Annotated in this window: 20 protein-coding genes; 8 read left to right on the top strand and 12 right to left on the bottom strand. The window is 45.4% G+C overall.

The features are described from left to right. Positions 1–153: 153 nt before the first annotated feature. Positions 154–3,444 carry an OmpL47-type beta-barrel domain-containing protein gene (locus ASG89_RS04220; RefSeq protein ID WP_057309048.1) on the bottom strand — a complete coding sequence of 1,097 codons (3,291 nt, stop codon included), beginning with the start codon at positions 3,442–3,444 and terminating at the stop codon, positions 154–156. A gap of 290 nt (positions 3,445–3,734) precedes the next feature. Continuing rightward, a complete protein-coding gene (locus ASG89_RS04215) occupies positions 3,735–4,862 on the bottom strand; it encodes an NADH:flavin oxidoreductase (protein ID WP_057309047.1) in 1,128 nt (375 codons plus the stop codon). 156 nt (positions 4,863–5,018) lie between these two features. Between ASG89_RS04215 and ASG89_RS04210 the strand changes: the two genes are divergently transcribed. Continuing rightward, positions 5,019–5,348, top strand: a complete 330-nt coding sequence (locus ASG89_RS04210; RefSeq protein WP_057309046.1) for an ArsR/SmtB family transcription factor — start codon at positions 5,019–5,021, stop codon at positions 5,346–5,348. A 439-nt stretch (positions 5,349–5,787) separates the two neighbouring features. Here ASG89_RS04210 and ASG89_RS04205 read toward each other — a convergent pair whose 3' ends face one another. The 6 genes from ASG89_RS04205 to ASG89_RS04180 form a co-directional block, all read right to left on the bottom strand. Further along, the gene (locus ASG89_RS04205; protein ID WP_057309045.1) at positions 5,788–7,410 is read right to left on the bottom strand and encodes a helix-turn-helix domain-containing protein; all 1,623 of its coding nucleotides are present in this window, start codon (positions 7,408–7,410) and stop codon (positions 5,788–5,790) included. 3 nt (positions 7,411–7,413) lie between these two features. Further along, the gene (locus tag ASG89_RS04200; RefSeq protein WP_057309044.1) at positions 7,414–9,204 is read right to left on the bottom strand and encodes a sensor histidine kinase; all 1,791 of its coding nucleotides are present in this window, start codon (positions 9,202–9,204) and stop codon (positions 7,414–7,416) included. Between the two features lie 108 nt (positions 9,205–9,312). Continuing rightward, the gene (locus ASG89_RS04195) at positions 9,313–10,662 is read right to left on the bottom strand and encodes an ABC transporter substrate-binding protein (protein ID WP_057309043.1); all 1,350 of its coding nucleotides are present in this window, start codon (positions 10,660–10,662) and stop codon (positions 9,313–9,315) included. 144 nt (positions 10,663–10,806) lie between these two features. After that, positions 10,807–11,634 (bottom strand): carbohydrate ABC transporter permease, encoded by an 828-nt coding sequence (locus ASG89_RS04190; protein ID WP_057309042.1) that lies wholly within the window; start codon positions 11,632–11,634, stop codon positions 10,807–10,809. A gap of 20 nt (positions 11,635–11,654) precedes the next feature. Beyond that, complete coding sequence (locus tag ASG89_RS04185) at positions 11,655–12,599, bottom strand: carbohydrate ABC transporter permease (protein WP_057309041.1); 945 nt, start codon at positions 12,597–12,599, stop codon at positions 11,655–11,657. A 212-nt stretch (positions 12,600–12,811) separates the two neighbouring features. Next, entirely contained in the window at positions 12,812–14,257 is a 1,446-nt protein-coding gene (locus tag ASG89_RS04180) for a DEAD/DEAH box helicase (protein ID WP_057309040.1), read from the bottom strand. A gap of 150 nt (positions 14,258–14,407) precedes the next feature. Here ASG89_RS04180 and ASG89_RS04175 point away from each other — a divergent pair, with 150 nt between their 5' ends. The 6 genes from ASG89_RS04175 to ASG89_RS04150 all read left to right on the top strand — a co-directional run bounded on the left by ASG89_RS04175 (position 14,408) and on the right by ASG89_RS04150 (position 21,385). After that, positions 14,408–15,970 carry a spore germination protein gene (locus ASG89_RS04175; protein ID WP_057309212.1) on the top strand — a complete coding sequence of 521 codons (1,563 nt, stop codon included), beginning with the start codon at positions 14,408–14,410 and terminating at the stop codon, positions 15,968–15,970. 38 nt (positions 15,971–16,008) lie between these two features. Continuing rightward, entirely contained in the window at positions 16,009–17,199 is a 1,191-nt protein-coding gene (locus ASG89_RS04170) for a Ger(x)C family spore germination protein (RefSeq protein WP_057309039.1), read from the top strand. A 6-nt stretch (positions 17,200–17,205) separates the two neighbouring features. After that, positions 17,206–17,439, top strand: coding sequence for a hypothetical protein (locus tag ASG89_RS04165; protein WP_057309038.1), 234 nt, complete (start codon positions 17,206–17,208; stop codon positions 17,437–17,439). Between the two features lie 22 nt (positions 17,440–17,461). Next, positions 17,462–18,562 carry a GerAB/ArcD/ProY family transporter gene (locus ASG89_RS04160; protein ID WP_057309037.1) on the top strand — a complete coding sequence of 367 codons (1,101 nt, stop codon included), beginning with the start codon at positions 17,462–17,464 and terminating at the stop codon, positions 18,560–18,562. A 121-nt stretch (positions 18,563–18,683) separates the two neighbouring features. Then, positions 18,684–19,430 (top strand): ABC transporter ATP-binding protein, encoded by a 747-nt coding sequence (locus ASG89_RS04155; protein ID WP_057309036.1) that lies wholly within the window; start codon positions 18,684–18,686, stop codon positions 19,428–19,430. Next, entirely contained in the window at positions 19,427–21,385 is a 1,959-nt protein-coding gene (locus ASG89_RS04150; protein WP_057309035.1) for an FtsX-like permease family protein, read from the top strand. The genes ASG89_RS04155 and ASG89_RS04150 overlap by 4 nt, the downstream gene beginning before the upstream one ends. Before the next feature lie 4 nt (positions 21,386–21,389). Here the strand turns inward: ASG89_RS04150 and ASG89_RS04145 are convergent, their stop codons facing one another. From ASG89_RS04145 to ASG89_RS04130, 4 genes are all read right to left on the bottom strand, one after another. Continuing rightward, positions 21,390–22,388, bottom strand: a complete 999-nt coding sequence (locus ASG89_RS04145; RefSeq protein WP_057309034.1) for a sensor histidine kinase — start codon at positions 22,386–22,388, stop codon at positions 21,390–21,392. Next, positions 22,385–23,059: a response regulator transcription factor gene (locus tag ASG89_RS04140; protein WP_057309033.1), complete on the bottom strand. Its 675-nt coding sequence runs from the start codon at positions 23,057–23,059 to the stop codon at positions 22,385–22,387. Before ASG89_RS04140 ends, ASG89_RS04145 begins: the two co-directional genes overlap by 4 nt. Positions 23,060–23,138: 79 nt before the next feature. Further along, positions 23,139–23,606 (bottom strand): GNAT family N-acetyltransferase, encoded by a 468-nt coding sequence (locus tag ASG89_RS04135; protein WP_235549587.1) that lies wholly within the window; start codon positions 23,604–23,606, stop codon positions 23,139–23,141. A gap of 39 nt (positions 23,607–23,645) precedes the next feature. Then, a complete protein-coding gene (locus tag ASG89_RS04130; protein WP_057309032.1) occupies positions 23,646–24,080 on the bottom strand; it encodes a GNAT family N-acetyltransferase in 435 nt (144 codons plus the stop codon). 173 nt (positions 24,081–24,253) lie between these two features. Between ASG89_RS04130 and ASG89_RS04125 the strand changes: the two genes are divergently transcribed. Beyond that, on the top strand, positions 24,254–25,135 hold the full coding sequence (locus ASG89_RS04125; protein WP_057309031.1) for an AraC family transcriptional regulator: 882 nt from the start codon (positions 24,254–24,256) through the stop codon (positions 25,133–25,135). Positions 25,136–25,382: the final 247 nt, after the last annotated feature.

The raw sequence follows: 25,382 nt of genomic DNA, 5'->3' as shown, positions 1-25,382 counted from the left end.
TAAGTATCCATTTAACCTACCATCGGGATATGGTTTTGTCTAGGAACCTAGGTGCGCTATTTTCAATTAAAACTGCGCTCCCCCATCCGAAACAAAGAACAACCCCTCTGGTCTAAGACCAGAAGGGCTGTCCTTCAATCTCTGTGCTTCCGGTTACTTCGTAACCGTGACACTCAAGACATCGCTAGATGTTACGCCAGCTGCATTGAACAGCTCGACACGATACTGATATACGCCAATTGCGCGACCAGCGATTGCTGTAACTGCGCTTTGTGCACTCGGCGAAGCAGCTTGCAGGCTTTTGGTATCGATGAGGACATCATTTTCGAATAGGCGATAACCTGTTGCATTGGTACCCCACCACATGTTCATGCTCACATTGTAACTGCCATCCCCATCCCAATTATTCTGCGATAAGGCCGGCTTGCCTGGAGATGCGTCTGTGATCGTTACAATGAGAGGCTGACTCGCTGTCGTTCCGAATAAATTGATAAGTTCACTTGTGTATGTGTACGTGCCATTCGGTTTACCAGATACATTCACTTTGGCGATTTGAGCCGCTGGGGAAGCATCGGAAAGTGTTTGCGTGGAGATTAGAACGCCATTTTCGTATAGCTTGAAAATCGTCCCATTATTCCCCCACCACATATTCATCGTGATCGAGTAGTTGCCATCTTTTAAACCGGAATATCCGTTATTGGAGGATAAAACAGGCTGGCCAGGAGCACCGATAGATAATGGTTTAACCACGTTAAATATCTGCGAAGCACTCGTCGTGTTCCCTGCAGCATCCGCTACAAGGTACGCCACCGTGTGTGCACCTACAGCTAAACTGCCTGCGGCAATCGTTTGACCGCTTGTAATTGCATGACCATCCAAGGTTAGGGATTGCTCTACAACACCCGACACTGCGTCGTTGGTAGTCAAATCGAATGTCACCGAAGTTGTATCCGTCACATCCTTGACCGCATGACCCGACTCGGTAAGGGTGGCTATTGGCGCTGTTTTATCCAGCTTTACTCCCAAAGACTTTGCCGCTTCAACATTGCCAGCAGCATCTGTAGAGGAATAGCTTATGGTTGTTGTTCCCTCAGTTCCAATCACCAAAGGTCCTGTATACGTAGCTAAAGTCCCGCCATTAGTGGCATATTGAGTAGCCACCGCTCCCGCTTGATCATCTACAGCAGTTAAGGTGACTGTAACGTCATCCTTGAACCAACCCGCGCCATTCGGTGCACTGGATAAGGTAGCAGTTGTTACAGGTGCTAATGTATCAGCTGCCAAGCTGAAATCACTCAAGCCCCGTGGCTTCAACTGGAACACACCTTTGAAAATTGCGCCAACACCTTGAATCGTCACCTTTTGCCCGGCTGTGTAGGGGAAGGTGCTTAAGGATAAGCCAGTTCGAGTATCAACACGAATGTGGTTGCTAACGCCGTCTTTAACAGCGTCGAATTCAAAAGAGCCCGTCGGTGTTGCCGTGATGATATTGCTGATCGTCACGTCAGTAAGTGTGAGCAGCTGCCCCTGATTGTCAGCTGTAACAGCGGATACCGGGATGGGTGCTGGGAGTGCTGCGACGCCGGTTTTGGCAATCTCCACAGGATCAGCAAGCTCGAACTCCGTGTTGAATAGCGCTGTAGAGGCTGTTACTTTGACCGTATCCCCTTGGTGAAAGCCACTCAAGCTCTGGAATACGTATACGCCGCCTGTTGCATCTTGCAAGTAGAAGGCCTGCCCGCCATAAGCACCCGGCTCTGTCGTAACAACACCTTCAACCGTCACCAGGGTTCCTGCTGCTTTGGCACGTGCTTCGGAAATGGCGATCTTGGCAGGAATCGGATTCTGCTCTTCCGGCAAGTTTTCCGCAGGTACGTTTCCAAGCGTTACGGCTTCGGTTTTCAGATTCGTGCCATTCAGGCGCAATCTGAGATTCGCTGGTGCAGTCGTACCAGGAACTACGCGTACATTCAAATCCTTCGTCGCGTGTCCGTTGATATCTGCGGTTACGCCGAACGTGGAGCTATACGCATAAGCTGTTGGCCATGTGCCGTCTGCATTCTGAATCTTGGCGATTTGTGATCCGCCGCTGACCAGGTAAATACCAAGGCTGAAGCCCGTAACCGTTGTCGATGGCGGTAAGTTATCCACAACGATCCTGATCGGGAAGTCCACCGCATTCGGCAATACCGCTTGTTTCACGAAGCTGTAAGTGGTGCTGGCCGTTGCCGCAGTACCACCATAGGAGCCTGGTTTAAATGTGCTGCGATCATACCATTTGTAGCCGGCATTTGGTGCCGCCCAAGGCTCTGGCTGCGGTTCCGTCGATGCCGCTGGCGCTTCAAAAGGCAGCAATGCCGTCGGCTGATCCAACTGCAAGCCGCTGACATCAGCGAAGCTGGTATAGCTTTCTTTGGTCGAAAGCCAATTCACCATGTTAACGAGCAGCGTTCCATCGTCCACTTCTTTAAAACCATCATACGTCGTCTTCTTCGCGCCTGTATCTTCGCGCACATATTTCGGCGTTGCATCCTCGACCGGTGAAGAATCCCCGATGAAAGCCGCCTTGCCTGCTCCCGCTTTCGAGATGGCCACGTACGGCCCTTCCGCAACACCGCCTCCGTTATAGACACCTTGATCCACCGCATTCGCCCAAGCATCATTCGTTTGCGGCAAGTACACAATGCCCTTCGCCTTCGTCGGATCAATGATGGCTAGCGTAGATCCTGCATGCATCGCTACGCTTGCGACACCTGTCGTAATGCCAAAAGCTTGCGCAGGCGCTACAATGTTGTTCGCATTAATGTCACCGAGGGCGTTATAGCGAAAGCGCAGGCCAAACTGCGTTGCCAGCCAGTCCGAGCTTGCTACATCTTGCATCGCGGGGGAAGCTATCTCTTCGGCGCTCATTCCTGCTGCTGGATTCGTCCAGGCACCTCGGCGATAGCCATTGAATACCTCGGAGCCATCCCAGCGGTTTTTGTTCCTGTCGGCATTGTAATGATCGCCGATGAAGAAAATACTGCCGCCCCCGGCCACATATTGGGCTAAGGCGTTTTGCTCACTTGTTTTGTACGGAACATTGGACTCCGCTACCACGAACACATCATAACCGCTCAAATCAGCTAACGTAATTGGCGTCGTTTTGCGCAGTTCTTTTACATAATAACCATTATTCGCTAACGCATTGCCGAAATCCGAAAAAGCCCCATCAATAACCCAATCCGCTGCTCCAGCTGTCTGCTCGTGTGTATTGTCGAAAAGTACTTTCTTCCCTGCATTCCCGTTGACGACTTTGGCTTCAATGAACGGCGCTGGATCTGTCGGTCCCTCCGCCATCACCGCCTGCCAGCTGCTTGTCGCCAGCACTTGGAAAGGTATTGCTACTGTCAACGCCAACGTTGTCTTCCATAATCTCGTCTTCCATCCTTTGAGCTTACTCATTACAATTCCTCCTTAGCAAATAGGCTGAGTCAAAATCTTTTGCTTATCGGACAGACAAGCTATCTAAGAACCACCCTATTTTACCATAGGATAATTGCGAAATTTGCTATTTTATTGTAAAGACATGGAAATTTGTGCGAGATACCAAATAACTAGGCGGATTTCCAAAGAGCCTCAAGCACAGCAACCGTGAAGAGTGATGCGACGTTTGCGCGTACGAATTATTGAGTGAATACAAAAGAGATGACAGCAATGTCATCTCTTTTTTCCTCTGTTTATATGAATCCGAATCAGTACAACCGTTTCAGTGCGTCAGGTGAAAATGGCAGCAATTCGTCGAACTGACCGCCTTGCACCTTCTCCACCCAAGCAGGGTCAACCAACAGTGCGCGTCCAATGGCGACGAGATCGAACTCATTCTGCTCTAGTCGAACAAGCAGCTCGTTGATGTCCGCTGTGCCTGCGCTTTTCCCTCTGAAGGAGCCCAGGAATTCATCATCTAAACCAACCGATCCCACTGTGATCGTAGGTTTACCCGTTAACTGCTTCACCCAGCCTGCGAAATTGAGGCTAGATCCTTCGAACTCAGGTTCCCAGAACCTGCGGGTCGAGCAGTGAAATATATCAACACCGGCTTCTACGAGTGGTGCAAGCAATTGACCGAGCAACTCAGGTGTAGCGGCGAGTTTGGCTGTATATTCCGTGGATTTCCACTGTGACAAGCGAATTATTATTGGGAAGTCAGGGCCAACCGCGCGGCGGCATGCTTCAATGATTTCGGCTGCGAACCGCGTACGAGCGAGTAGACTGCCACCGTACTTATCCGTGCGTTGATTCGTTTTTTCCCATAGGAATTGATCAATTAAGTAACCGTGGGCACCGTGGAGCTCAATGCCGTCGAAGCCAATCCTTTTGGCATCGGCTGCCGCTTGCGCGAAAGCTTGCACGACTTGATCAATGTCCGCCTGCGTCATTGGCTCATTCACTTTTTCACCTGTTAACGTAAGGCCTGATGGTCCAATCGATGGCGCTTCCGGATGCGGAAGTGAGCCATTCTGGCGAGTCATTCCAATATGCCAGAGCTGAGGCACGATACGACCTCCTGCTTCATGCACGGCATCGACAACACGTTTCCAGCCCGCCAAGGCCTCTTCGCCATGGAAGTTAGGGATATTAGGATTGTCCGTTGCCGCTAGGTGATTGATCAGCGTACCTTCGGTGATAATAAGACCAACGCCATTCTCGGCGCGGCGACGGTAATAATCCACCACGTCCTGCCCAGGGACACCGTTTGGTGAGAAAGCTCGCGTCATCGGCGCCATCACAACTCGATTCGCTAAGCTAAGGTTTCCTAATGTAAAAGGCTTGAACAACGCCTCGACAGTATGAGCCTTTTGATTTGTATTGAAATTCGTCATAGCGGTTCCTCCACTCCATATTTTTCTATTGGGTTACTAAATGACAACGTCAAACCATTCATTCTTTAATTCGATTATTATCGAACAATAGAAATATAGCATGGGATATGATAAAATGCAATCATTACGCTGTAACGAGAAAGAGGAGAAAGCACCATGAAAATACTATATCACCCTGACAAAGCGGATATGCATCTCTCATCCGTCCTCTATGCGTTAAGCGATCCTGTTCGACTATCCATCGTTTCAGAAATTCACAAATTAGGGGAATGCACCTGCGGCGGCATTGAGGTTAGTGTTGTTAAATCAACATTGTCTCATCATGTGCGCACGATGCGCGAAGCTGGCGTTGTCCACGTCCGCGTGCAGGGGACTCAACGCTTCTTATCCTTGCGAAAGGCCGATCTCGAGGATCGATTTCCCGGCCTGCTCCAGTCCATTCTCTGTGCCTACGACTCCAGTACGGCTGCTCCGCTGCCGGAGTGACTGTGGCGTCCACGGTTCCCTCGGTTTCTCCCATTCCTTCCCTTTCCATTCCATTCCTTTCCTTTCCTTTCCTTTCCTTCCCTCCTCTTTTCCCCTTCCCCACTTCTTAACGCTCCCCCATCTGCGGCAAAAGTGAGAAAATGCATCTTTTTTGCTCACTAATCGAGCAAAATCATCAAATTGATGCGAATATGCAACCTTTTTCGCTTCTCAAGCCGATTAACCGCTATTTCAGCAAAAATTAGTGCCTATTTGCATCTTTGCCTACCCGAACCCGCGAAAAGCACAAAAAAACTGCACTTTCGCAGTTTTCAGTGTGTTGGTTTGCTGAAACTGCGAGTTTCGCAGCTTCAGTCTTAGTCCGCAATAACTGCGCATCCGCGGCCCTGAATGTCTCATACGAGTGGACGCCCACTCGTCGCATTTCGCTCTAGATCACTTAGCTCCCCTTCGTCTGCCCCCGATACGCATTCGGCACGAAACCGGTATGCGCCTTGAACAGCTTGCCGAAGTAGTTCTTATTCTCGTAGCCGAGCATATCCGAGATTTGTTCCACGCTTTTGTCGGTGATCTCCAGAAGCTCCTTCGCTTTCTCCATCTTCATCCGCGTTACGTACTCGATGAAATTCTCGCCCGTCTCCCGCTTGAACAAGCGGCTCAAGTAGCTCGGGTGCAGATGCAGATGTGCCGCGGCATCCTCTAGTGATATTTTCGTATCGAGATGGTTATACACGAACCGCTGACACTCCAGGATTTCTCGATTATGCGACTCTCGATACACTTGTCCTGCCCACTCGATGGCCTGCTGCAAATAATCCTTAAGCCACAGCTCCATTTCGCGAATGGAGGACAATTCGTGCACATCGTGATGCAGCAACTCGGATGAAAACGTCGATTGATAGTGCTGCAGCGACTTGAGGCGCATCCGCACATCGAGGATCATCTTGAGCAGCCAATCCTTCACTTCTAAGGGACGGAACCGATTGTACTGGATGTAATCCACCCACTTCGAGACGAAGGCATCAATCCCTTCTGCACGCTCATCGAACACCACACTGCGAAATTCATCCAACGCCTGTGCATACTGAGCGAGCAGCTCCCCGCCGTCCCCGAATCCTTCCCGCAAATGCTCAAGCTTGCTGATCGAGGACTCTGGCATGTAGAAGCGGATAGCCTTGGCCTCTACCATGCGGATTAATTGATCCTTCAAGGCCCGAACTTCCTTCACCGGAGCCCCTGTGACGAACGAGAAGGAGATTTTCGCATACTTCTGCAAGCAAGCCTGCAGCTGCCTAAGCGTCTGCTCCATTTTCTGACTGTTGTTTACATGCAGCTCCGAGAAATGCGGGAAAAGCAATACGATTTCTCCCGTATCGTAGGTGAATAGAGTCACTTCCTTTTGATCCACGAGCAGCTCTTCCACAATATTCTGAATCGTATATTCGAATAAATCTGTCGATTGAAACCGACTGTTGGCTTCTTTCACCCGATTGGCATAACCGAACACAGGCAGAACCGCATGCTTCGTAAGCCTTATCCCAAAATCCTCCGCCTTGACGCTCCATTCCACAGCATCAAATAACGGCTCATTCACGGTGCTTCGAATGAACTGACGCTTGGACGCGCCGCGTTGCTGCGAGACCTCTTTCTCAAGCTTGCGGCTCTTCGACTGCTGCCGACCCTCCGCATCCAATTGCTCTTTAAGCCGGGTCAATACCTCTGTGATATTGCTGACATTCATCGTTTCCTTCAATATATATTCACTTACCGAAAGTTTAACTGCCGCCTGCGCATAGTGAAATTCATCATGACAGGAGAGAATCACAGCTTTCACATTCGGATCCTCCTCGCGGAGGGACTTGATCAACTCCAACCCATTGATCTCAGGCATCCCAATATCGCTGATCAAGACATCAATTTTGGTTTGCTGTCCTGCCTTCAGCGCATCCAAGGGACTCGCATAAACGCCAGTCAATTGATAGCCAAGCTCTTCCCATTTTATCGTCGTTTTCAGAAATTCAAGAACCGGTGTATCATCATCTACAATCATGACGGTGTACATAGATCACACCTCCTTCTCAGGATGCTGTGGAAAGCGCAGAATAATCTGAGTCCCATCTCCCTGACTACTTTCAATGTCGTAATCGAATCGATGGCCATAAATCATCCGAAGTCGTTCAAACACATTATGTAAACCAATCCCCGATAAGGAAGGACTGCTTGCTTCTTCCGCTACAGGCATGACCGGTGTAGATTCCAAATGAGTGCGAAGCTCCAACAACCGCTCTGGCGTCATACCAACTCCGGAATCCTGAATCTCCACCTGCAATCTGCCATCCTCAGCAATTCGGGAAACAATCGTTATTTCACCTGCTTTACTTTTAAGGCCGTGAATATACGCATTCTCAATCAGTGGTTGCAGCAGGAACCGCGGAATTTGGATAAGAAGGGTGTCAGAAGCCGCGAATACCTGTAGGACAACCCGATCACCGTGCCGTGAATTTAATAGACGAACATAATGTTCGTTGATCCCAATCTCTTCATGCAGCGTTATGTAGGCATTATTGCGATTAATCGTCATACGGAGAAGAGCAGACAAGGAGCTGATCAATTCAGCGTTCTCCTCGTCGCCCTTCATCATGATTTTCAACCGAATCGAATTCAGCACGTTAAAAAGGAAATGCGGGTTAATCTGCGCCTGGAGCATCGCCAACTCCGCTTTGCGCTTTAGCTCCTGCTCTCTCCGATTTTCAATCAATGTCAACTCAATCCTGTCGATCATCCGGTCAAATACATAGCCCAACCGACCGACTTCGTCTCCGCCACTAATGTTCGATCGTTCACTCAACTGACCGGATTCGATACGGACTACGGTTTGGACAAGCTTTGCGATAGGCTTCGTCAGGGTACGCACTACATAGAGCAGCACAACCGCGAACAAGATTAAAAAGAAAAGTTGAATAATAAAGTCCGTTTTTCGAAATGACTGGATTTGTTGGGCAGCTCTCTTATACGGGGTCAAATTGACCAATTTCCATTCGGTCGTTATCTGACTACTGAGTAAGATATAGTCTTCCCCTTTTACCTTCACGAAAGCCGAACCATCCTGATCGGGTAATTGGTCGTAATATGGAAATGCCTGCCCTATTGTCGAGTTGTCTCGATCTACCAGGATTCGTCCCTGTTCATCAATAATCGCCATGGATTCTGTTTTCTCATATTTATTGAACAGTTGCTGCAGAGGTGTCATCTCTAAACCAACAATGACATAGCCTTTCGTCAATTCATTCTTCTTCAGTTTCTTCGCAGCAGAAAGTAAGTAGGGCTGGCTCGATTCGTTACTGTAGTTTGGCTCAACCCCAATCCATTTCACATTATAACCAGCTGTCTGTTCGACTTCCGGAAACCAACTTTTCTGCATAAAAGTTCTTGGATCGAAATTAATCGTCGTGTACGAAGCCACATACTGTCCATTCGGGAGTAGTAACGTGACATACATTTTATCAAGTGGACTCATAACCGTTGTGAGTCTTTTATCTATCGTATTCTTATTTACAAAAATGTCCCCAATCGTGGTATTGTCATCCACATGACTTAAATTCAGAATGGGTTCCTGCAGATCCTGATCGAATTGCATGAAGTTCATTATATATAGCATGTTCTTCATTTGCGCCGAGACAATCTGATTTACAATCCGCATGGATTCTCGTGAGTTCTCTGTTACTTGTGAACGCACTGCATCCTTTGTAAACAGATTCGACACATTCATCGACACGATAGATGGTAGCACCAGACAAATTAGAATCGTTAGTACTAATTTACTACGAAGAGATAAAGTGCGAAACCATTGCAGCACTAACGTTACCCGCCTTCCCCAATAAAATGGGAAAAAAGAGGGGCCCAGTGGCCACCTCTTGCTTCCTATAACACAGTATACCAGTAAAGCTAGGTTAATCGTTACTGATTACTTTGCATTACTTTTTCTGATATCTTCAATTTTCGCTTTCGCTGTTGAAATTGTTTTGTCAAGATCTTGCTTGCCAGTCAAGAACAACTCAACTTGCGTTAAGTATTCTTTCTCTTGTTGCAAAGCGTACGTTGGAGGTACAACTAATTTTGTTGCTTTATTTATTTTCAAAGTAGCTAGCAAGGAAGTTTTATCAATTTTAGCAACCTGATCCGGCTTGCCACTTGCTAGGATCGCGTCTACGTTCTTGTTAATATCTGCTTTTTTCCAGCCGGAGAAGAATAGACCTTGTGTTTGAATACCTTCTGTTGTATACCATTTCACGAAGTCATAAGCGGCTTGTTTGTTTTTGGAATTCGCCGCTACAGCCATGAAATCAGCACCTGATAGTGTTAAACCATTCGTATCTTTCGCATCAAGTTTCGGATACGGAGCGAATACTGTGTTGAATTTTGCATTTAGTGCAAGCTCGCCAACCATCCAGTTACCTGTTGCTAGCATAGCTGTTTTACCTGCGTAGAACACATCGCGATAGGCCATTTTTTGTGAAACGACTTCAGCGTAAGGTACGGACGTTTTATCTACGTTTTCCATTTGGTTACGTAGGTTCAAGGAAAAGCGAACTTTCGGATTATCAATATTTTCAGTACCATCGGATTTCACTAGGTAAGGGTTGTCCATATCGTTGTTCAAACCAAGAAGCGCATAGTCTTTCCAGCTGTGGAAGTAGGAACCGTATTGTTTCGCTGCGCCTTCACCGGAAGTCATTTTCTTCGCGTATTCCGCGTAGTCATTCCAAGTCCATTCTGTCGGAACTGGAAGCTTAGCTGCATCTAATTTGTCTTTGTTCAAAAGAACGAACCATTCGATCATTTTACCAGGCAACGCATAGTATTTGCCGTTAACAACCGGATCAAGTTTGTACTCGTCTTTAACAACGATGTTATCTTTTTTCAAGTAAGCATCTAGTGGCTCAAGAATCCCTGCGCCTACACGTTGTGCAAAGTCAGATGCACTGGAGTACATCACAACGTCCATTTGCTCGCCGGAAGCTGCTAGTAGATCAAGCTTTTTCATACCTTCTTGGGAATCGCCCTTCTCGGACATGCTCTCGTAGACGACTTTTACGTTCGGGTGAGTTGCATTATAGGCTTCAACTGTTTTGTTCCAGTTACCTTGAGCTTCTGTGTACCATCCTTGTACTTTAATGGTTACAGGCGCTTTCGTTGATGAAGTTGCTGCACCGCCAGACGTTTCTGCAGGTTTATCTTCACTTTTGCTTCCACAGCCTGCAAGCGCAGCACTGATCGCTAGAACACCACTTAATACGAGTAAACTCTTTTTCATATGAACCCCTCCAAGAAGATATTTGTATATGCTGCGAATTACTGAAAACCTTTACATGACGAATCGTAACAAACTTAGTTCGAGTACACGAGGCAATATTTTAACCTCATGCACTCTTATTTTGACATCTTGCTTGTAACTGTGTTAACCCTTGACCCCACCCATGGAAATCCCTTCGATAACTTGCTTTTGTCCTATGATGAAAATAAGCAACAAAGGCAAGATCGCCGAAACGGATGCGGCCATGATCAGGGAGTAGAACTCCCCATTCAAGTCGGCAAATGAGTGAATGCCGAGCGGAAGCGTGAATAACGACTTATCTCTTAGGAAAATCAACGGATTCTGGTAATCATTCCAGGTCCAGATAAAGCGCAGGATCGCATATGTCGCAATCGCAGGTCGGACTAGCGGTGTACAGATAGTCCAGAAAATACGGGCATGACCTGCACCATCAATCCTTGCAGATTCCATATACTCATCATGGATACCTAGATAGAACTGACGCAGCATGAATGTACCCAGTACACTGAAAGACCCTAGAAGAATAAGTCCTAAATGCGTATCGTACAGGTGCATCCAACGAAGCAATAGGAATTGTGGCACGAGAATCGACTGACTTGGAATCATATAAATAGCGAGAACGAGAACAAAGAGAACATTCGAGCCACGGAACTTAATTTTGGAGAAAGCGTAAGCTGCCATGGATGAAAATAGTACGGATAATGCTGTCGTGATGACAGAAACCTTAATCGAATTCCAATAGTATAGCGGAAAATTTGTCGTCCAAACCGTTTTATAATTTTCAATTAGGCTAAAATGTTTCGGAATCCACTGGATCGGGAATATGAATACATCGGCTTCTGGCTTCATAGAAGCGGATATCATCCAAAGGAATGGCGTCATGAATATGATCCCGAAGAGGGCCATCACGATCGTTATAATAATCTTTTTAAGACTTTTTTTGTTATCCATGTGTTTACCTCCATTCTAGTTTAATAGTTGACCCATTTACGTTGGCCGAACCACTGAATTAACGTAATCAAGAGAACCAAAATCACAAGTACAATCGCCATCGCAGAGGCATAACCCGATTGTAGGTTAACGAAGGCTGTTTCGTATAAACGGAATACCACAACACTTGTTGAATTTGCAGGACCGCCATTCGTAAGTACGGAAATAACATCGAAAACTTTGAAAGTTCCGATAATACCCGACACGAGCAAGAAGAATGTAGTAGGCGACAATAAAGGCACGGTAATGCCATAGAATTGTTTCCATTTCGATGCTCCGTCAATATCAGCAGCTTCATACAAATCCTTCGGAATGGATTGCAATCCTGCCATGAAAATAATCATGTTGTACCCAATGTTGATCCACACCATCAGGCCCATCACACAGTACAAAGCGTAATCAGGGTCAGCAAGCCATTTCGGTGGATTGGCAATTCCCCAATCGATCAAGGTTTGGTTTATCGGCCCGTAGGTTGGGTGAAATAGAACTTGGAAGACGATCGCTATCGCAACTACGCTAGAGATATACGGAATGAAGTAAATAACTTTGAAAACACCTTTGAAATACACTTGTTTATCAATCAGTACCGCTAAAACCAGTGAAACAATGAGGGTTAGCGGTACAACGACCAACAAAATCATATTGTTCTTAAGTGAAAGTAGAAAGACACTATCATGAATCAACTTCGTAAAGTTGTCCAACCCGAGGAATTTCACCTTCGAAAACCCTGCGACAAAGTTCCAATCCGTGAAACTTAGGAGGAATGACGCAATAATTGGAAATAACGTGAATACGAATAAGCCGATGACCATGGGACTAACAAAAAGATATCCTGCCAAATTCTCTCGAATTTGCTGTTTAGATTGCTTAGATTTCACTTTAGTTGTTGGGATACTACCTGCTTGCGATTGTATATGGTTAGCCATGAAATTCACCCCATGTCGTGTTTTCTATAGTCTACCTCTTGAGCGATTCATGGATAAGTCACAGAATTGACCCTTTCGAGTAATATTTTAACCTGCAACGTCGATTTCTATGAAAAGTGGTACATGTGGTCAGCTTGTTAAGCGTGGAAAACAACACTACAAACCTAAAGCCAAAAAAACCAGAACGCCAATTGGCCCCCTGGTTCACATCCTTACTTATTCGCCTCATGGACCTTCAGCAGTTTTCCCTTGATGGTTGTGTTTCTCATAATCTTAAGTACCATCGGTCCTTTGCCATTCAGTATGTCGACGTACGATACATTATCCTGAATCGTAATGATGCCGATATCCTCCGCGGTAACACCTTCAATCTTGGCGAGGGTGCCGACAAAGTCGACAGCGCGAATTTTCTTCTTTTTGCCCCCGTTAAAATAGAGCTTCATGATGCCCTTGTTCAATTGGTCACTGCGATCCCGCTTGATGACAGGCGTGGCCTGCATCTTCTGATCGAAGGCAGCTTGCTTCGCGGCAACCTCCTCCGAATCGGGCGCATCCTTCCTCGGAATCTCGAAGCCTAGATAGCCCTCGATATCCGCAAGGAACTTGTCCTCATGCGGTGTTACGAACGTAATCGCCTTGCCCGTCTTGCCTGCTCGTCCAGTCCGTCCGATCCGGTGAACGTAGCTCTCCTTCTCCATCGGCAGATCATAATTAATGACATGCGTGATGTCCTCCACGTCGATCCCACGCGCCGCGACATCCGTGGCCACGAGGAATCGGAACTCTCCGCGCTTGAAGGCATTCATAACAAGGAAACGATCATCTTGTACCATACCGCCGTGGATCTTATCGCATGGAAAATCCAGCTGATCGAGCTGAGTGTAGAGTTTATCGACATGCTCTTGCGTCCGGCAGAAAATAATGCAGTTCTCTGGATTTTCCATCACGAGTACATTCTGAAGCAATGGCCACTTCTCGTTCTCCCGCACAGTGATGAGAGAGTGCTCAATCTGAACCGTCGCGGCTTCCGGCGTTTCGATCTCGATATCGATCGGCTTCCGCAAGTACTGATGGCACAACGCCTCGACATCTTTGGGCAAGGTTGCCGAGAAGAGCATCGTCATCCGATCCGTCGGCAGCTCATCAATGATCGCGCCCACCTGCTCAATGAAGCCCATCCGCAGCATTTCGTCCGCCTCATCAATAACCAGATACTTCAGGCGTTCTACGTCTAGCGTCCCTTTTTGAATGTGATCCAGTACACGACCCGGTGTACCGACGACCACATGACACTTCTGATGCAGCTCGATCTTCTGCTTGGCAAAAGGCTGCTTCCCATACAATGCTACCGCCTTAATCCGTTTAAAACGTCCGATGTTGGTCATATCCTGCTTCACTTGATCGGCGAGCTCCCGTGTTGGCGTCAGGATGAGTGCCTGCGGCCTGTTCTCTTCCCACTCTACCAGCTCGCAAATCGGTATGCCGAATGCCGCCGTTTTCCCGCTCCCCGTACGGGATTTCACGGTCAAGTCACGCTCCTGCAGCGCGATCGGGATTACCTTATGCTGCACATCCGTCGGCTGCGTATAACCAAGCGTGGTTAGCGCTCGCGTGATATCCTCACTTAATTGATAATCGTTAAAGCTTCTTGTCGTCACGATTTGACTCCCCTTCTTGTTGCTGTGGCTCTATTCTACTACATCTGGAGGCGGAAATGAAAAATCATGAGTGAAATAACCATTATTCGGCAATAGTAACAAAAACAAATCAGGGTGGTACGCTCCGTGAAGAACTCGATCTTTACCTTCATGCAAAAATTACTGAAACAAAAGTACGTACCGGATATAGCCAGTAGTCGTGAAGTAAATCAAATTCACACCATGCCAGATAATCTGGAAGAGATCCTGCTCACAATCGGAGTAGGATTGGGTCATAGCACTGATCTTGTTATACGAAGAATGACGATTCCATCCAATCCCCCCTGCAAGGCTGCCGTTGTCTATATGGATGGACTTGCAAATGTGAAAGAAATTTTGGACTCCCTTCTTATAGATTATCGATCTGGAGATGTCCTTCTACCTCATCTAGATGACATAGCACCGTTATCTCTCATCAGAGAGTACTTATTGAAATCAGGTGAAATCACAGGTACATCTGACTTTGAAACACTCTATCATATGGTTTTATCAGGCGATACGGTCATATTAGTGGATGGCTATAATGAAGGGATCTGCGCGAGTACACGTGAATGGAAAGATCGCGGTGTCACCGAGCCCTCCTCACAAACCGTTGTAAGGGGGCCTCGTGAAGGATTTTCAGAGACGTTGCGCACCAACACAGCCTTGATTCGCCGAAAAATCAAAGATCCACATCTATGGATGGAGACCAGACAGATTGGTCGTATAACCCAGACCGATGTCGCCATTATGTTCATCAAAGGGCTTGTAGATGACTCAGTGGTAGAGGAAGTACGTACCCGTTTAGCACGAATTGACATTGATGGAATCCTCGAGAGTGGATACATCGAAGAGCTCATCCAGGATGAAACCTATACGCCATTTCCTACCGTGTTTAATACTGAGCGACCTGATGTTGTTGCAGCAGCACTACTAGAGGGGCGAATCGCCATCTTGGTAGACGGTACGCCATTTGTCCTCATTGTACCTGCGGTATTCACACACTTTATGCAAGCAGCGGAGGATTCTTACCACCGGGCAGATATCAGTTCATTAATTCGCATTCTCCGATATATATCACTGATGATTGCATTACTCGCGCCTGCTGCCTATATCGCAGTGACGACCTTTCACCAGGAAATGATTCCGACAACGCTGCTCATAAATATTGGCGCGCATCGGGAGGGGATCCCGTTCCCTGCATTTATTGAAGCACTTCTTATGGAAGTTACGTTCGAAATCCTACGGGAAGCCGGGATCAGAATGCCTCGCACCATTGGGCAAGCCGTATCCATTGTTGGTGCGCTTGTCATTGGACAAGCAGCTGTGGAAGCAGGATTAGTAGGGCCTGCAATGGTCATTATCGTCGCGATTACAGCGATCTCTACCTTTATTATCCCATCCTATAATATGGGAATTTCCATTCGAATGATCCGTTTCATCCTGATGATTTTGGCTGCATCTCTTGGTCTATATGGGATACTCATTGGCATTATTGCTCTGGTGCTGCATTTATGCAGTTTACGTTCCTTTGGTGTTCCTTACTTAGCTCCATTCGCACCCTTTATTGTGGAGGATCAGAAGGATAATATGATTCGCCTCCCACAATGGGCCTTATTGAAGCGTCCTAGCTATATTAGTCCAAACAATAGACAGAAACAAACATATAATCCCCCACAGCAACCAGAATCCTAAATGTAATACGCCTAAACTGGGGAAGGTGATCCATACGAATGATGAAACGAGCGATTGTACTCCTCCTCATCCTGATGCTTGCAACGGGTTGTTGGAATCGAAAGGAACTTGACGAGATTTCCATAGCGACAGCTATTGGCATTGATAAAAAAGGGGATAATTATAGTATTTCGGTCCAATTGCTCAACACCGACGAAATTACGTCAACGAAGGGCGGAAATCAACGAATGCCCGTAGTGACACTTCAGCTAAGCAGCGGGAATACGATCTTCGAGTCATTCCGCAAGCTGACAACAAGCTCTCCGCGCAAAATCCTTTCCTCCCACTTACGGATTCTCGTTATTGGTGAAGACGTTGCTAAAGAAGGTATAGCCAACGTACTGGATCTCTTGTCAAGAGATCACGAACTGCGCTCAGACTTTAATATCTTATTAGCTAGAAATGCTACTGCCAATGATATCTTACAAGTGTTGACACCGCTCGAGAAAATTCCAGCGAATAAACTCTATTCTTCTCTTATCTCTTCCGAGAAAAATTGGGGAGTTACTACAAATGTTGACTTGCATCAACTTATTTACGATTTAGTGGATGCAGGTAAAGATCCCGTGCTTTCGAGTATTCATATCAAAGGAGACTCACTAAAAGCGAAGTCTCGCGAGAATTTAAGTTCTGTTCTTCCTCCTGCAACATTGGAGTATAAAGGCCTTGGCGTTTTCCATCGAGATCACTTTGTTGGATGGTTAACGGATAGAGAAAGTAAAGGGTATAACTACGCCATTAATAACATTAAAAGCACGGTTATTGCTCTTCCGTGTCAACAATCTAAAGGTTTAATGTCTATAGAATTGATGAGCTCGAGGTCCAAACTAAAAGTAAAATTTGTAGATAACCAACCTCGGGTCTTCATCAATCTGCGAGCTGAGGCGAATATCGGAGAGGTTGCTTGTGAATTGGATTTAAATTCCACCAAGACGATACAAGCCATTGAAGAACAGTTAAATGAAGAAATTAAGGGGACGATCCTAGACTCCGTAGCCAAAGCGAAGTCCTACAAGTCAGATATTTTCGGATTCGGCGCCGCCATCCATCGTGCCAATTATAAGCAATGGCATCTTATGAAAGATAACTGGGATCAAACTTTTGCCCATCTTCCTGTTGAAGTGACTGTGCAATCCAAAATCCGCCGTACAGGCTCGGTTGTTGAATCTTTTATTGATAAAATGGAGTGAATACGTATGATTTGGAGTGCTGTGATTGTTCTTGTCTCGCTTTGGACATTGAAGGTTGAACTTCCTCGTTTACGAAAAAAGAAACAGTTTAAAGAGCTTTGGACCTTTCTCATAACGCTCAGCATCTCTGCCCTGTTGAGCATGGCTGTAAGCCTACAGTTGCTCTTGCTCAATCCCTTAGAGCTGATTGCTTACTTATTCAGACCCATGGGGAAAATGATCACAACCCTGCTCACGTAGCTGTAAGTCAAAGGAGTTAGCGATGTTTAAAAACGAGAAAATCAGCCTGCGTCAATTTAAAATATTAGTTTTACTATACAGCTTAGGTAGTACGATCATCATCGTACCATCTGTCCTTACAGCTTATGCCCATCAAGACGGGTGGTTGTCTGCCGCTCTAGGTATCGCTATGGGATTGGCGGTGATATGCCTCTATATTGCGCTAGGTAATCGGTATCCGAATCATTCCTTAATGGCCTATAGCGAGTTAATCCTCGGAAAATGGTTAGGTAAAGGTATAAGCATCCTCTTCTATCTCTTTATCCTTATCACAGCCTCTTTGGTTCTACGTAATGTCGGTGACTTTATTACAACCATCATCATGCCAGAGACACCTATTCAAGTTATTCACTTTGTGTTCCTGCTGATTATTATGCTCGGAGCACAGTTGGGCTTAGAAGTGATTGCACGTGCTGGAGAGATTTTCCTACCTTGGGTTCTGTTATGTATTGGTGTGTTAGTAGGGTTTCTGATTCCACAAATTAAAATTGATCGTTTTCCCCCCGTATTTGAAGCGAGTACGAAAGCCATTATTCACGGAAGCTTGTCCGTTCTTTCCATTCCCTATCTGGAAATGGTCATCCTTCTGGTGATCTACCCGGCCATTTACACCAAATTGAAGAAAGGCAATGGGTTTATTCAAGCGAGTTTTATGGGTGGGGTTATCATTTTTGCCATTACTGCTTTATGTATCCTTGTACTTGGTTGGGACTTCACTTCACGTCATACGTTTCCTAGTTACACTTTAGCCAAAAAAATCCATGTCGGCGGATTCATCCAACGGATTGAAGTATTGGTCGCGATCATTTGGTTTGTCACCATCTATTTCAAGCTTGTCATATGTTTCTACAGCTCACTGGTTGGACTGCAGCAGATTCTGGGCTTGCGCACCTATCGCCCTTTCATCGTGCCAAGTGCGCTTGGGCTGTTTGCGCTCGCCTTCCTCGTTTATCCTAACATCATCTATTTCCGAGATTTTGCTTCCAACATATGGCCTCCATTTGCCCTAACAATGGGGTTATTCCTACCGTTAAGTTTGTTAATCGTTTCTTATTTTAGACCTGTAGGCAGATTGAACAAATGAATGGAGGGATCGTTGACGCTTCTTCCTGCAATATGACAAAAACGTCACTTTAGATCGTGGTATATCGATGGTTGAAGAGTCACTTCGTCGGTATAGTAAGGTGGAGAAGGAGGGCGAAACCATGGCTATAATCATTCAAACCAAAAATGTATCCAAATCATATGGCAAAACACAAATCTTAAAAAACATTGATTTAACAATTACACAAGGGGAATTCACCGCAATTATGGGGCCATCTGGCTCTGGGAAAACAACATTAATGAATATGCTCTCTACGATTGACGCCTTTACCGGTGGGGAGGTCTGGATCGAGGGCAAATCGTTGTTAGATTTGAAAAAGAAAGACCTGCGACAATTCCGTCAGAAACGAATGGGATTTCTTTTTCAAGACTACAACTTACTAGATACCTTAACCGTCAAAGAGAATATTCTCCTACCCCTTTCGCTACAAAAAACGCCTGTTTCAGAAATGGAGCAACGATTAGCGACACTAGTTGAAGCATTAAATATGGAATCGATCTTACATCAGTATCCATCCGAAATTTCCGGCGGCCAAAAGCAACGCTCAGCTGCCGCACGTGCAATCATTACGAATCCAGCGATTGTATTTGCCGATGAACCAACAGGGGCTCTTGATTCCCGATCCGCTACTCAGCTGCTGGAACAAATTCAATCGCTCAATTACACCTTTAAGACTACCGTTTTGATGATTACCCACGATCCGTATGCTGCTAGCTACTGTCGGCGCGTCATTTTTCTCCGTGATGGCAAAATCGTCAATGAAATGTTCAAAGGTGAACAATCGGAAAAGGAATTCTTTGACCGCATCCTGACGATTCAAAGTGCCATAGGGGGCGACCGGCGATGAGTTTGTTTGATTTATCATGGAGGAATATGAAGCGGAACTTCCGTTTGTATGCCATATATTTCATTTCCATGCTTGTCGGGGTTATCATTTACTTTACCTTTTCGGGTTTAATGTTTAACGAGGACGTCGTTGCAGCCATACAAAATAAAGAAAACTACAAAACCATTATTTTTGTTGCCTCCATGATCGTCTTTATGTTTATCGTGTTCTTTATTTTGTACGCCAACTCATTTTTTATGAAGCAGCGAAAAAAAGAATTCGGTATGTATATCCTTTACGGGATGAAAGAAAGACAAGTTGCTGCAATGGTCTTTTACGAAACATTATTTCTGAGCGCCATTTCTGTGACCAGCGGTATATTCATCGGGGGATTACTATCGAAATTTTTCGGTAAAATATTAATGAACTTAATGCATTATAAGGATGACATTTCTTTTTCTTTTCCACTTGAAGCTGTCGTCTCAACGATTCTGCTATTCGCTTTATTAATCGGCATTATTACGGTTCAAAGTTATTTAAACGTCCGCCGAATGCAGATCGTTGAATTGTTTCACGCAAAGAAGAAAATGGACAAACCGCTTACATTTTCTATGCCTTTAGCGATACTATCCATCCTATTCATTGCAGCGGCCTATTACACGATTACACTTGGTGGAAGTTCAAACATATGGAAAGATTATTTTAAAGAAACTTTGATGGCTACAGCAGTGGCGTTGATTATCGGAACGTATCTATTTTTCCGCCAGTTTTCCGGTTGGATTTTACAAAGAATGAGTCAAAGTAAAAATTACTTTCATGGCAACAAAATGTTATGGATTTCCTCCCTTCGTTTTTCTATTCGAGGGAATACGGTAAACTTTACGTTTAACTCACTGATTAGTGCTGTTATCATCTTTGGAGTTGGATTCATTGCTGTAGATTACGCCGTGAAAGGCGATGTTGTAAGAAAAGAATACCCTAACGATATTGCCTATTCATCACAAGATAACAGAATTCAAAAGCAAATTGAGCAAATATTGAATGACTCACATCCCATTGTGGCTCATGAAACACTTACTGGCATTCAAACTGGAAAAATCGCAAATAGAAAAACGTTTTATGACTATCCCGAATATTACACAGAGGAATTCTATATTTTCCCTGAATCGCAACTAAATGCGATTGTTGATTTACGAGATGTTGGTGAAAAAGTAGATGTACAAGGCGATGAAGCTATTGTTTTAACAAGAGGCATTGATAAACCGATAACCTATCAAAGTCCTCCGCCTGAAATGACTGTCTTAGAAGATCATACATTTCAAGTCGTCGAAAGAATACGATTCCCGTTGTTAAGCATCCCTACAGATGCTAGTGGAGGTTCCAAACATCAACCTTCGGTGCTCGTTATTTCTGACGAGGCTTTTGCACACCTAAAAGAAAATCATACTCTATCATCCTATGAAATCTATAAAATCGAAGACGCGAAAACCTCCAATGACGTATCACGACAAATATACAATATCGTTATGCAAACAGAAGGCTCCTATTATTCAGCCTTCATCGATATGTATTCGATCGATATTGAGTCGTCCTCTTTAATATTGTTCTCCATCGCTTTTTTTGCAGCCATTGCGTTGTTCGCTTTAGCAAGCGTCATTTACTTTAAACAGTTGCGTGAAGCAACAGAAGAGCGAGAACACTACGCGATTTTACGGAAAATGGGTATTGAAGATACAGAAATGAAACAAATTATTCGGAAACAATTGCTGTTTGTCTTCTTACCGCCACTCTTACTTGGATTGCTGCACAGTTGGTATCTTTTATACTACACGGTCATCCTAATCATCAAAGATTTACCTTCATTGACGACGATCATTTTCTCTGTCATGGGACTATATGTGTTAACCTATCTCATCTTTTACGTATCATCAACATCGATTTATTACAAAATTATCAACGAAAAAAACACACGCTGAGTTATTACTCATCGTGTGTTTGTTGTCGCATTAAATAAGGATCGTCGTCTTTGGGAAAATGAACGATAACTTGCGTATATACAGAGGCCTCCGACGTGCAGTCAATATAATGGCCGAGTTTATTCGATAATTGCTGAGCCAAATATAACCCCATTCCAGTCGACAACGCAAACGTTCGTCCTGTTTCTCCGGTAAACCCGCGATTAAAGATTCGCGGAAGGTCTTTTTGGCTAATGCCTATTCCGCTGTCCCGAATCAGCAGCTGTTTCTCTCGCGGCGTTTCGAATACGGAAATCGTAATTTCTCCGCCAAGCTCTGTATATTTCAAACTATTCGTCAAAAGCTGATTGATAATAAACTGCAGCCATTTGGGATCACTTTGAACGACAAGTGTCTCTGCTTGTAGGCCAATGCGAATTTTTTTGGAGAAAAAGGTTTTCGAATGTGACTTCACAATCTCTTTCGAAATCTGGATAACATCACAATTTTGAATCGCGTAATCTTGATTAAAACTATCCAACTTGGCGTAATAGAGCGCTTGGTCAACGTAATTTTCAATCTTCGCGATCTCTTCCCTTAAACTAGTAGCGTCCATATCGGTTTGCTGAAGTAAACGAAGAACCGCAATCGGTGTTTTGATCTCATGGAACCAAGAAACGATAAAATCATAGTGCTCATGCTGCCTCTCCTGAACTTGATTCATTTCGTGGATATGCTGCTTTCTGAGCTCCTCGATGTGCTGTTGGGCGAATTCGCCTTCCAGGGATAAACTGTCATAATCCTCGCTCTTCATTCGTCGGATCACACGTACATGTTGCTGGTAGCGAAATAATAAAAATCCCAGTAACACCATAGAGGACAAGGCGAAGGCATAGAAGAAGGTCCCCCACACCCAGTCACCACCTCGACTATCGGTATAAAATACAGCAGCTGGGATTAGGAACCCAGCCAAATAGAGATACATATAAGATTTTTCGTAGGCGAGATAGCGCAGGAAGGTCATTCGATCAAATACCCCATTCCTTTCCTGGTGACAATGAAGTCCTCAAGTCCAAGCGCAGCGATTTTCCTTCGCATCCGGTTTACGTTCACAGTCAGCGTGTTATCATCGACGAACTGCTCTTCATTCCATAAAACCTGCATCATATCCTCGCGCGACACAATTTTCCCGATATTGCGCATGATTAATTGCAAAAGGATGAATTCATTCCGGCTTAACTCCGCCACTTGTCCTTTATATTCAATCGTGGAATTGGTTACATGTAATTTCAGGCCCTTATGAGTGAATTTGGGACTCGCCTCTTCCTGATAGGTATATTTCCGACGGATCAGCGCACTGACTTTGGCGACGAGGATATCCAAATCAAAGGGCTTCTGGATGAAATCATCCCCACCCATATTAATCGCCATAATGATATCCATATTCTGATTTCTCGAAGACAAGAATATGATCGGTACCTTGGATACCGCGCGTATTTGTTGACACCAGTAGTAGCCATCAAACACTGGAAGATTAATATCCAATAGGATGAGATGCGGATCTGATTGCTGATAATCCTTTAGAACCTGATCAAATTGCGTGACTTCCACTACATCGTATTGCCACTTTTTCAACGTATCCGCGACAATCCGCCTAATTTTCTCATCGTCCTCAATCATCATGATTCGATACATGAAATCCCTCATTATTCTAAAAATGCGAACAGGCCTTATTTTAACATACACATATCTAAACATTTCATGCCATTAACTTTTACAGTTTTTTGCGCATGACATACCAACTATCTATCCGCTCTGGATAAAATTTGTGCTCGATAACTTCATAATGCAACCGTTCGTATAGCCTAATATTTTCCGGGATAGATAGTCGTACCTCAACTCGAGTTTCCATAATCCCCTGATCACGTGCTTTGTTTTCCACGAAAGTTAATAGTGCTTTGCAGATACCCTTTCCCCGATAATCAGGAAGCACCGACACCCTGCCAATATACATATAATCGTCGATTGGTTTATACCTTGCTGACCCGACCGCTTTAACCCCCTCGCAAGCGAGTGCTGCGCCACCGCCGATGTTAAATGTATGGATCGTGTGATCCACCGTTTCCTTTAGCGCACCCGAAGGTGGATTAAGCTTACCGTCGTATTCTTTGAAAGATGCTGTCATGAGCTGATATATGAGTTCGGATTCGTCGATCGTAGCTTCTCTGATGGCGATGGTCATCGTTGCTCAGCTCCTTTTATTGAGAGATATTTATCAAACCTAGTTACGAGCCATGTTCCTTACATAATCAGGCATCCTTCGCATATATCGCTCCGTATCGTGCTCAAAATCATACTGCTTGTACAGCTCATGCGCATCCTTCGTACCCAGCAAGCCCACGAGATCTTTATACTCCTCACAGGTGATCAAGCTTTCCACTAGTTTCTTGCCGATTCCCATACCCCTGTAGTCCTCATCTATAAATACATCACATAAATAAAACATTGTCGCGTAGTCAGTCACGACTCTCGCGAAGCCAACTTGCTTGCGCCCTTCATATACACCATAACATGCAGAGTTCTGGATCGCGCGCAGCGTCCTTTCTTCCGGTCGTTTATTCGCCCAATAACTTCGTGAGAGGAAACCTTTGATTGCATCTACATCCAGCCGTTCTTTATTATCGCTGATAACAAATTGATTCCACGTAATCTCCATCGTATTTGCTCCTCCACTTAACTGGGTTCATTGATTTCCATTTATAATACTACATTCCGTTGCCGATCTGTTATTCTCTTTTTGCGGCTTCCAATGTCCTGCAAACTTGTGCACGAAATGTCGGATAACCATCTGTCATAACTGCTATTCTATGTATATAGGAGGTCAGAACGATGGATTTGCTTAAAAACATGAACAGTGCGCTCAAGTATGTCGAAGACAACCTGACGGACACGATCGACACGAATGAAGTAGCTCGAATAGCTTTATGTTCCGAATATCATTTCAAGCGTATGTTTTCCTTTCTCGCAGGCATTCCGCTTTCCGAGTATATCCGCCGCAGACGGCTAAGTCTTGCCGCTTTTGAGCTCAGAGACAGCAATGTCAAAGTCATTGATATCGCCATCAAATACGGGTATAACTCACCCGATTCGTTCACACGATCTTTTCAACATTTACATGGGATTACACCGTCAGAAGCCAGACTGAATGGGCAATCATTGAAGGCCTATCCGCCTATGACCTTCCAAATCACCATTCAAGGGGGAAATGAAATGAATTATCGCATCGAGGAAAAAGAAGCTTTTACAATTGTTGGTCTTTACAAGAGGGTTCCGATCATCTTTAACGGCGTTAATCCTGAGATTGCCGCAATGTGGCAAAGTTTAACGATGGACACGATCACCACCCTGAAGCAACTTTCCAATGTCGAGCCAATGGGCATGCTAAGTGCCTCCACTAACTTCTCAGAAGGCCGTATGGAGGAAAAAGGAGAGCTTGACCACTATATTGGCGTTGCCACAACGAATCCGTGTCCCGATAATCTCACCAAACTCGACGTATCTGCCTCGACGTGGGCGGTTTTCGAAGCTATCGGACCGTTCCCCGAAACGCTGCAAAATGTATGGGGACGCATCTACTCCGAATGGTTCCCTTCCTCTGGCTATGAACAAGTCGCTGGACCGGAGATGCTGTGGAACGCAGATAAGGATACGACATCGCCTACGTTCAGAAGTGAAATATGGGTACCTGTGAAGAGGCAAGTGAGTAGTTAAGCCGCGATAATGAGCTGAAATGCTCTATCGAGGCCGGGCACTGCTCTTGCGCACAATTTTTGTGCGCTAGCGTGCTGCTGACGGCCGGGCACCGCTCTTGCGCACAATTTATGTGCGCTAGYGTGCCGCTGACGGCCGGGCACCGCTCTTGCGCACAATTTATGTGCGCTAGCGTGCCGCTGACGGCCGGGCACCGCTCTTGCGCACAATTTTTGTGCGCTAGCGTGCTGCTGGCGGCCGGGCACTG

Origin of the sequence: Paenibacillus sp. Soil766 (genome assembly GCF_001428105.1) — a bacterium.
In the GTDB taxonomy this organism is placed as follows: domain Bacteria; phylum Bacillota; class Bacilli; order Paenibacillales; family NBRC-103111; genus Paenibacillus_E.
The sequence above is the reverse complement of the archived record's forward strand: the minus strand, read 5'-3'. Positions and strand labels throughout refer to the sequence as shown.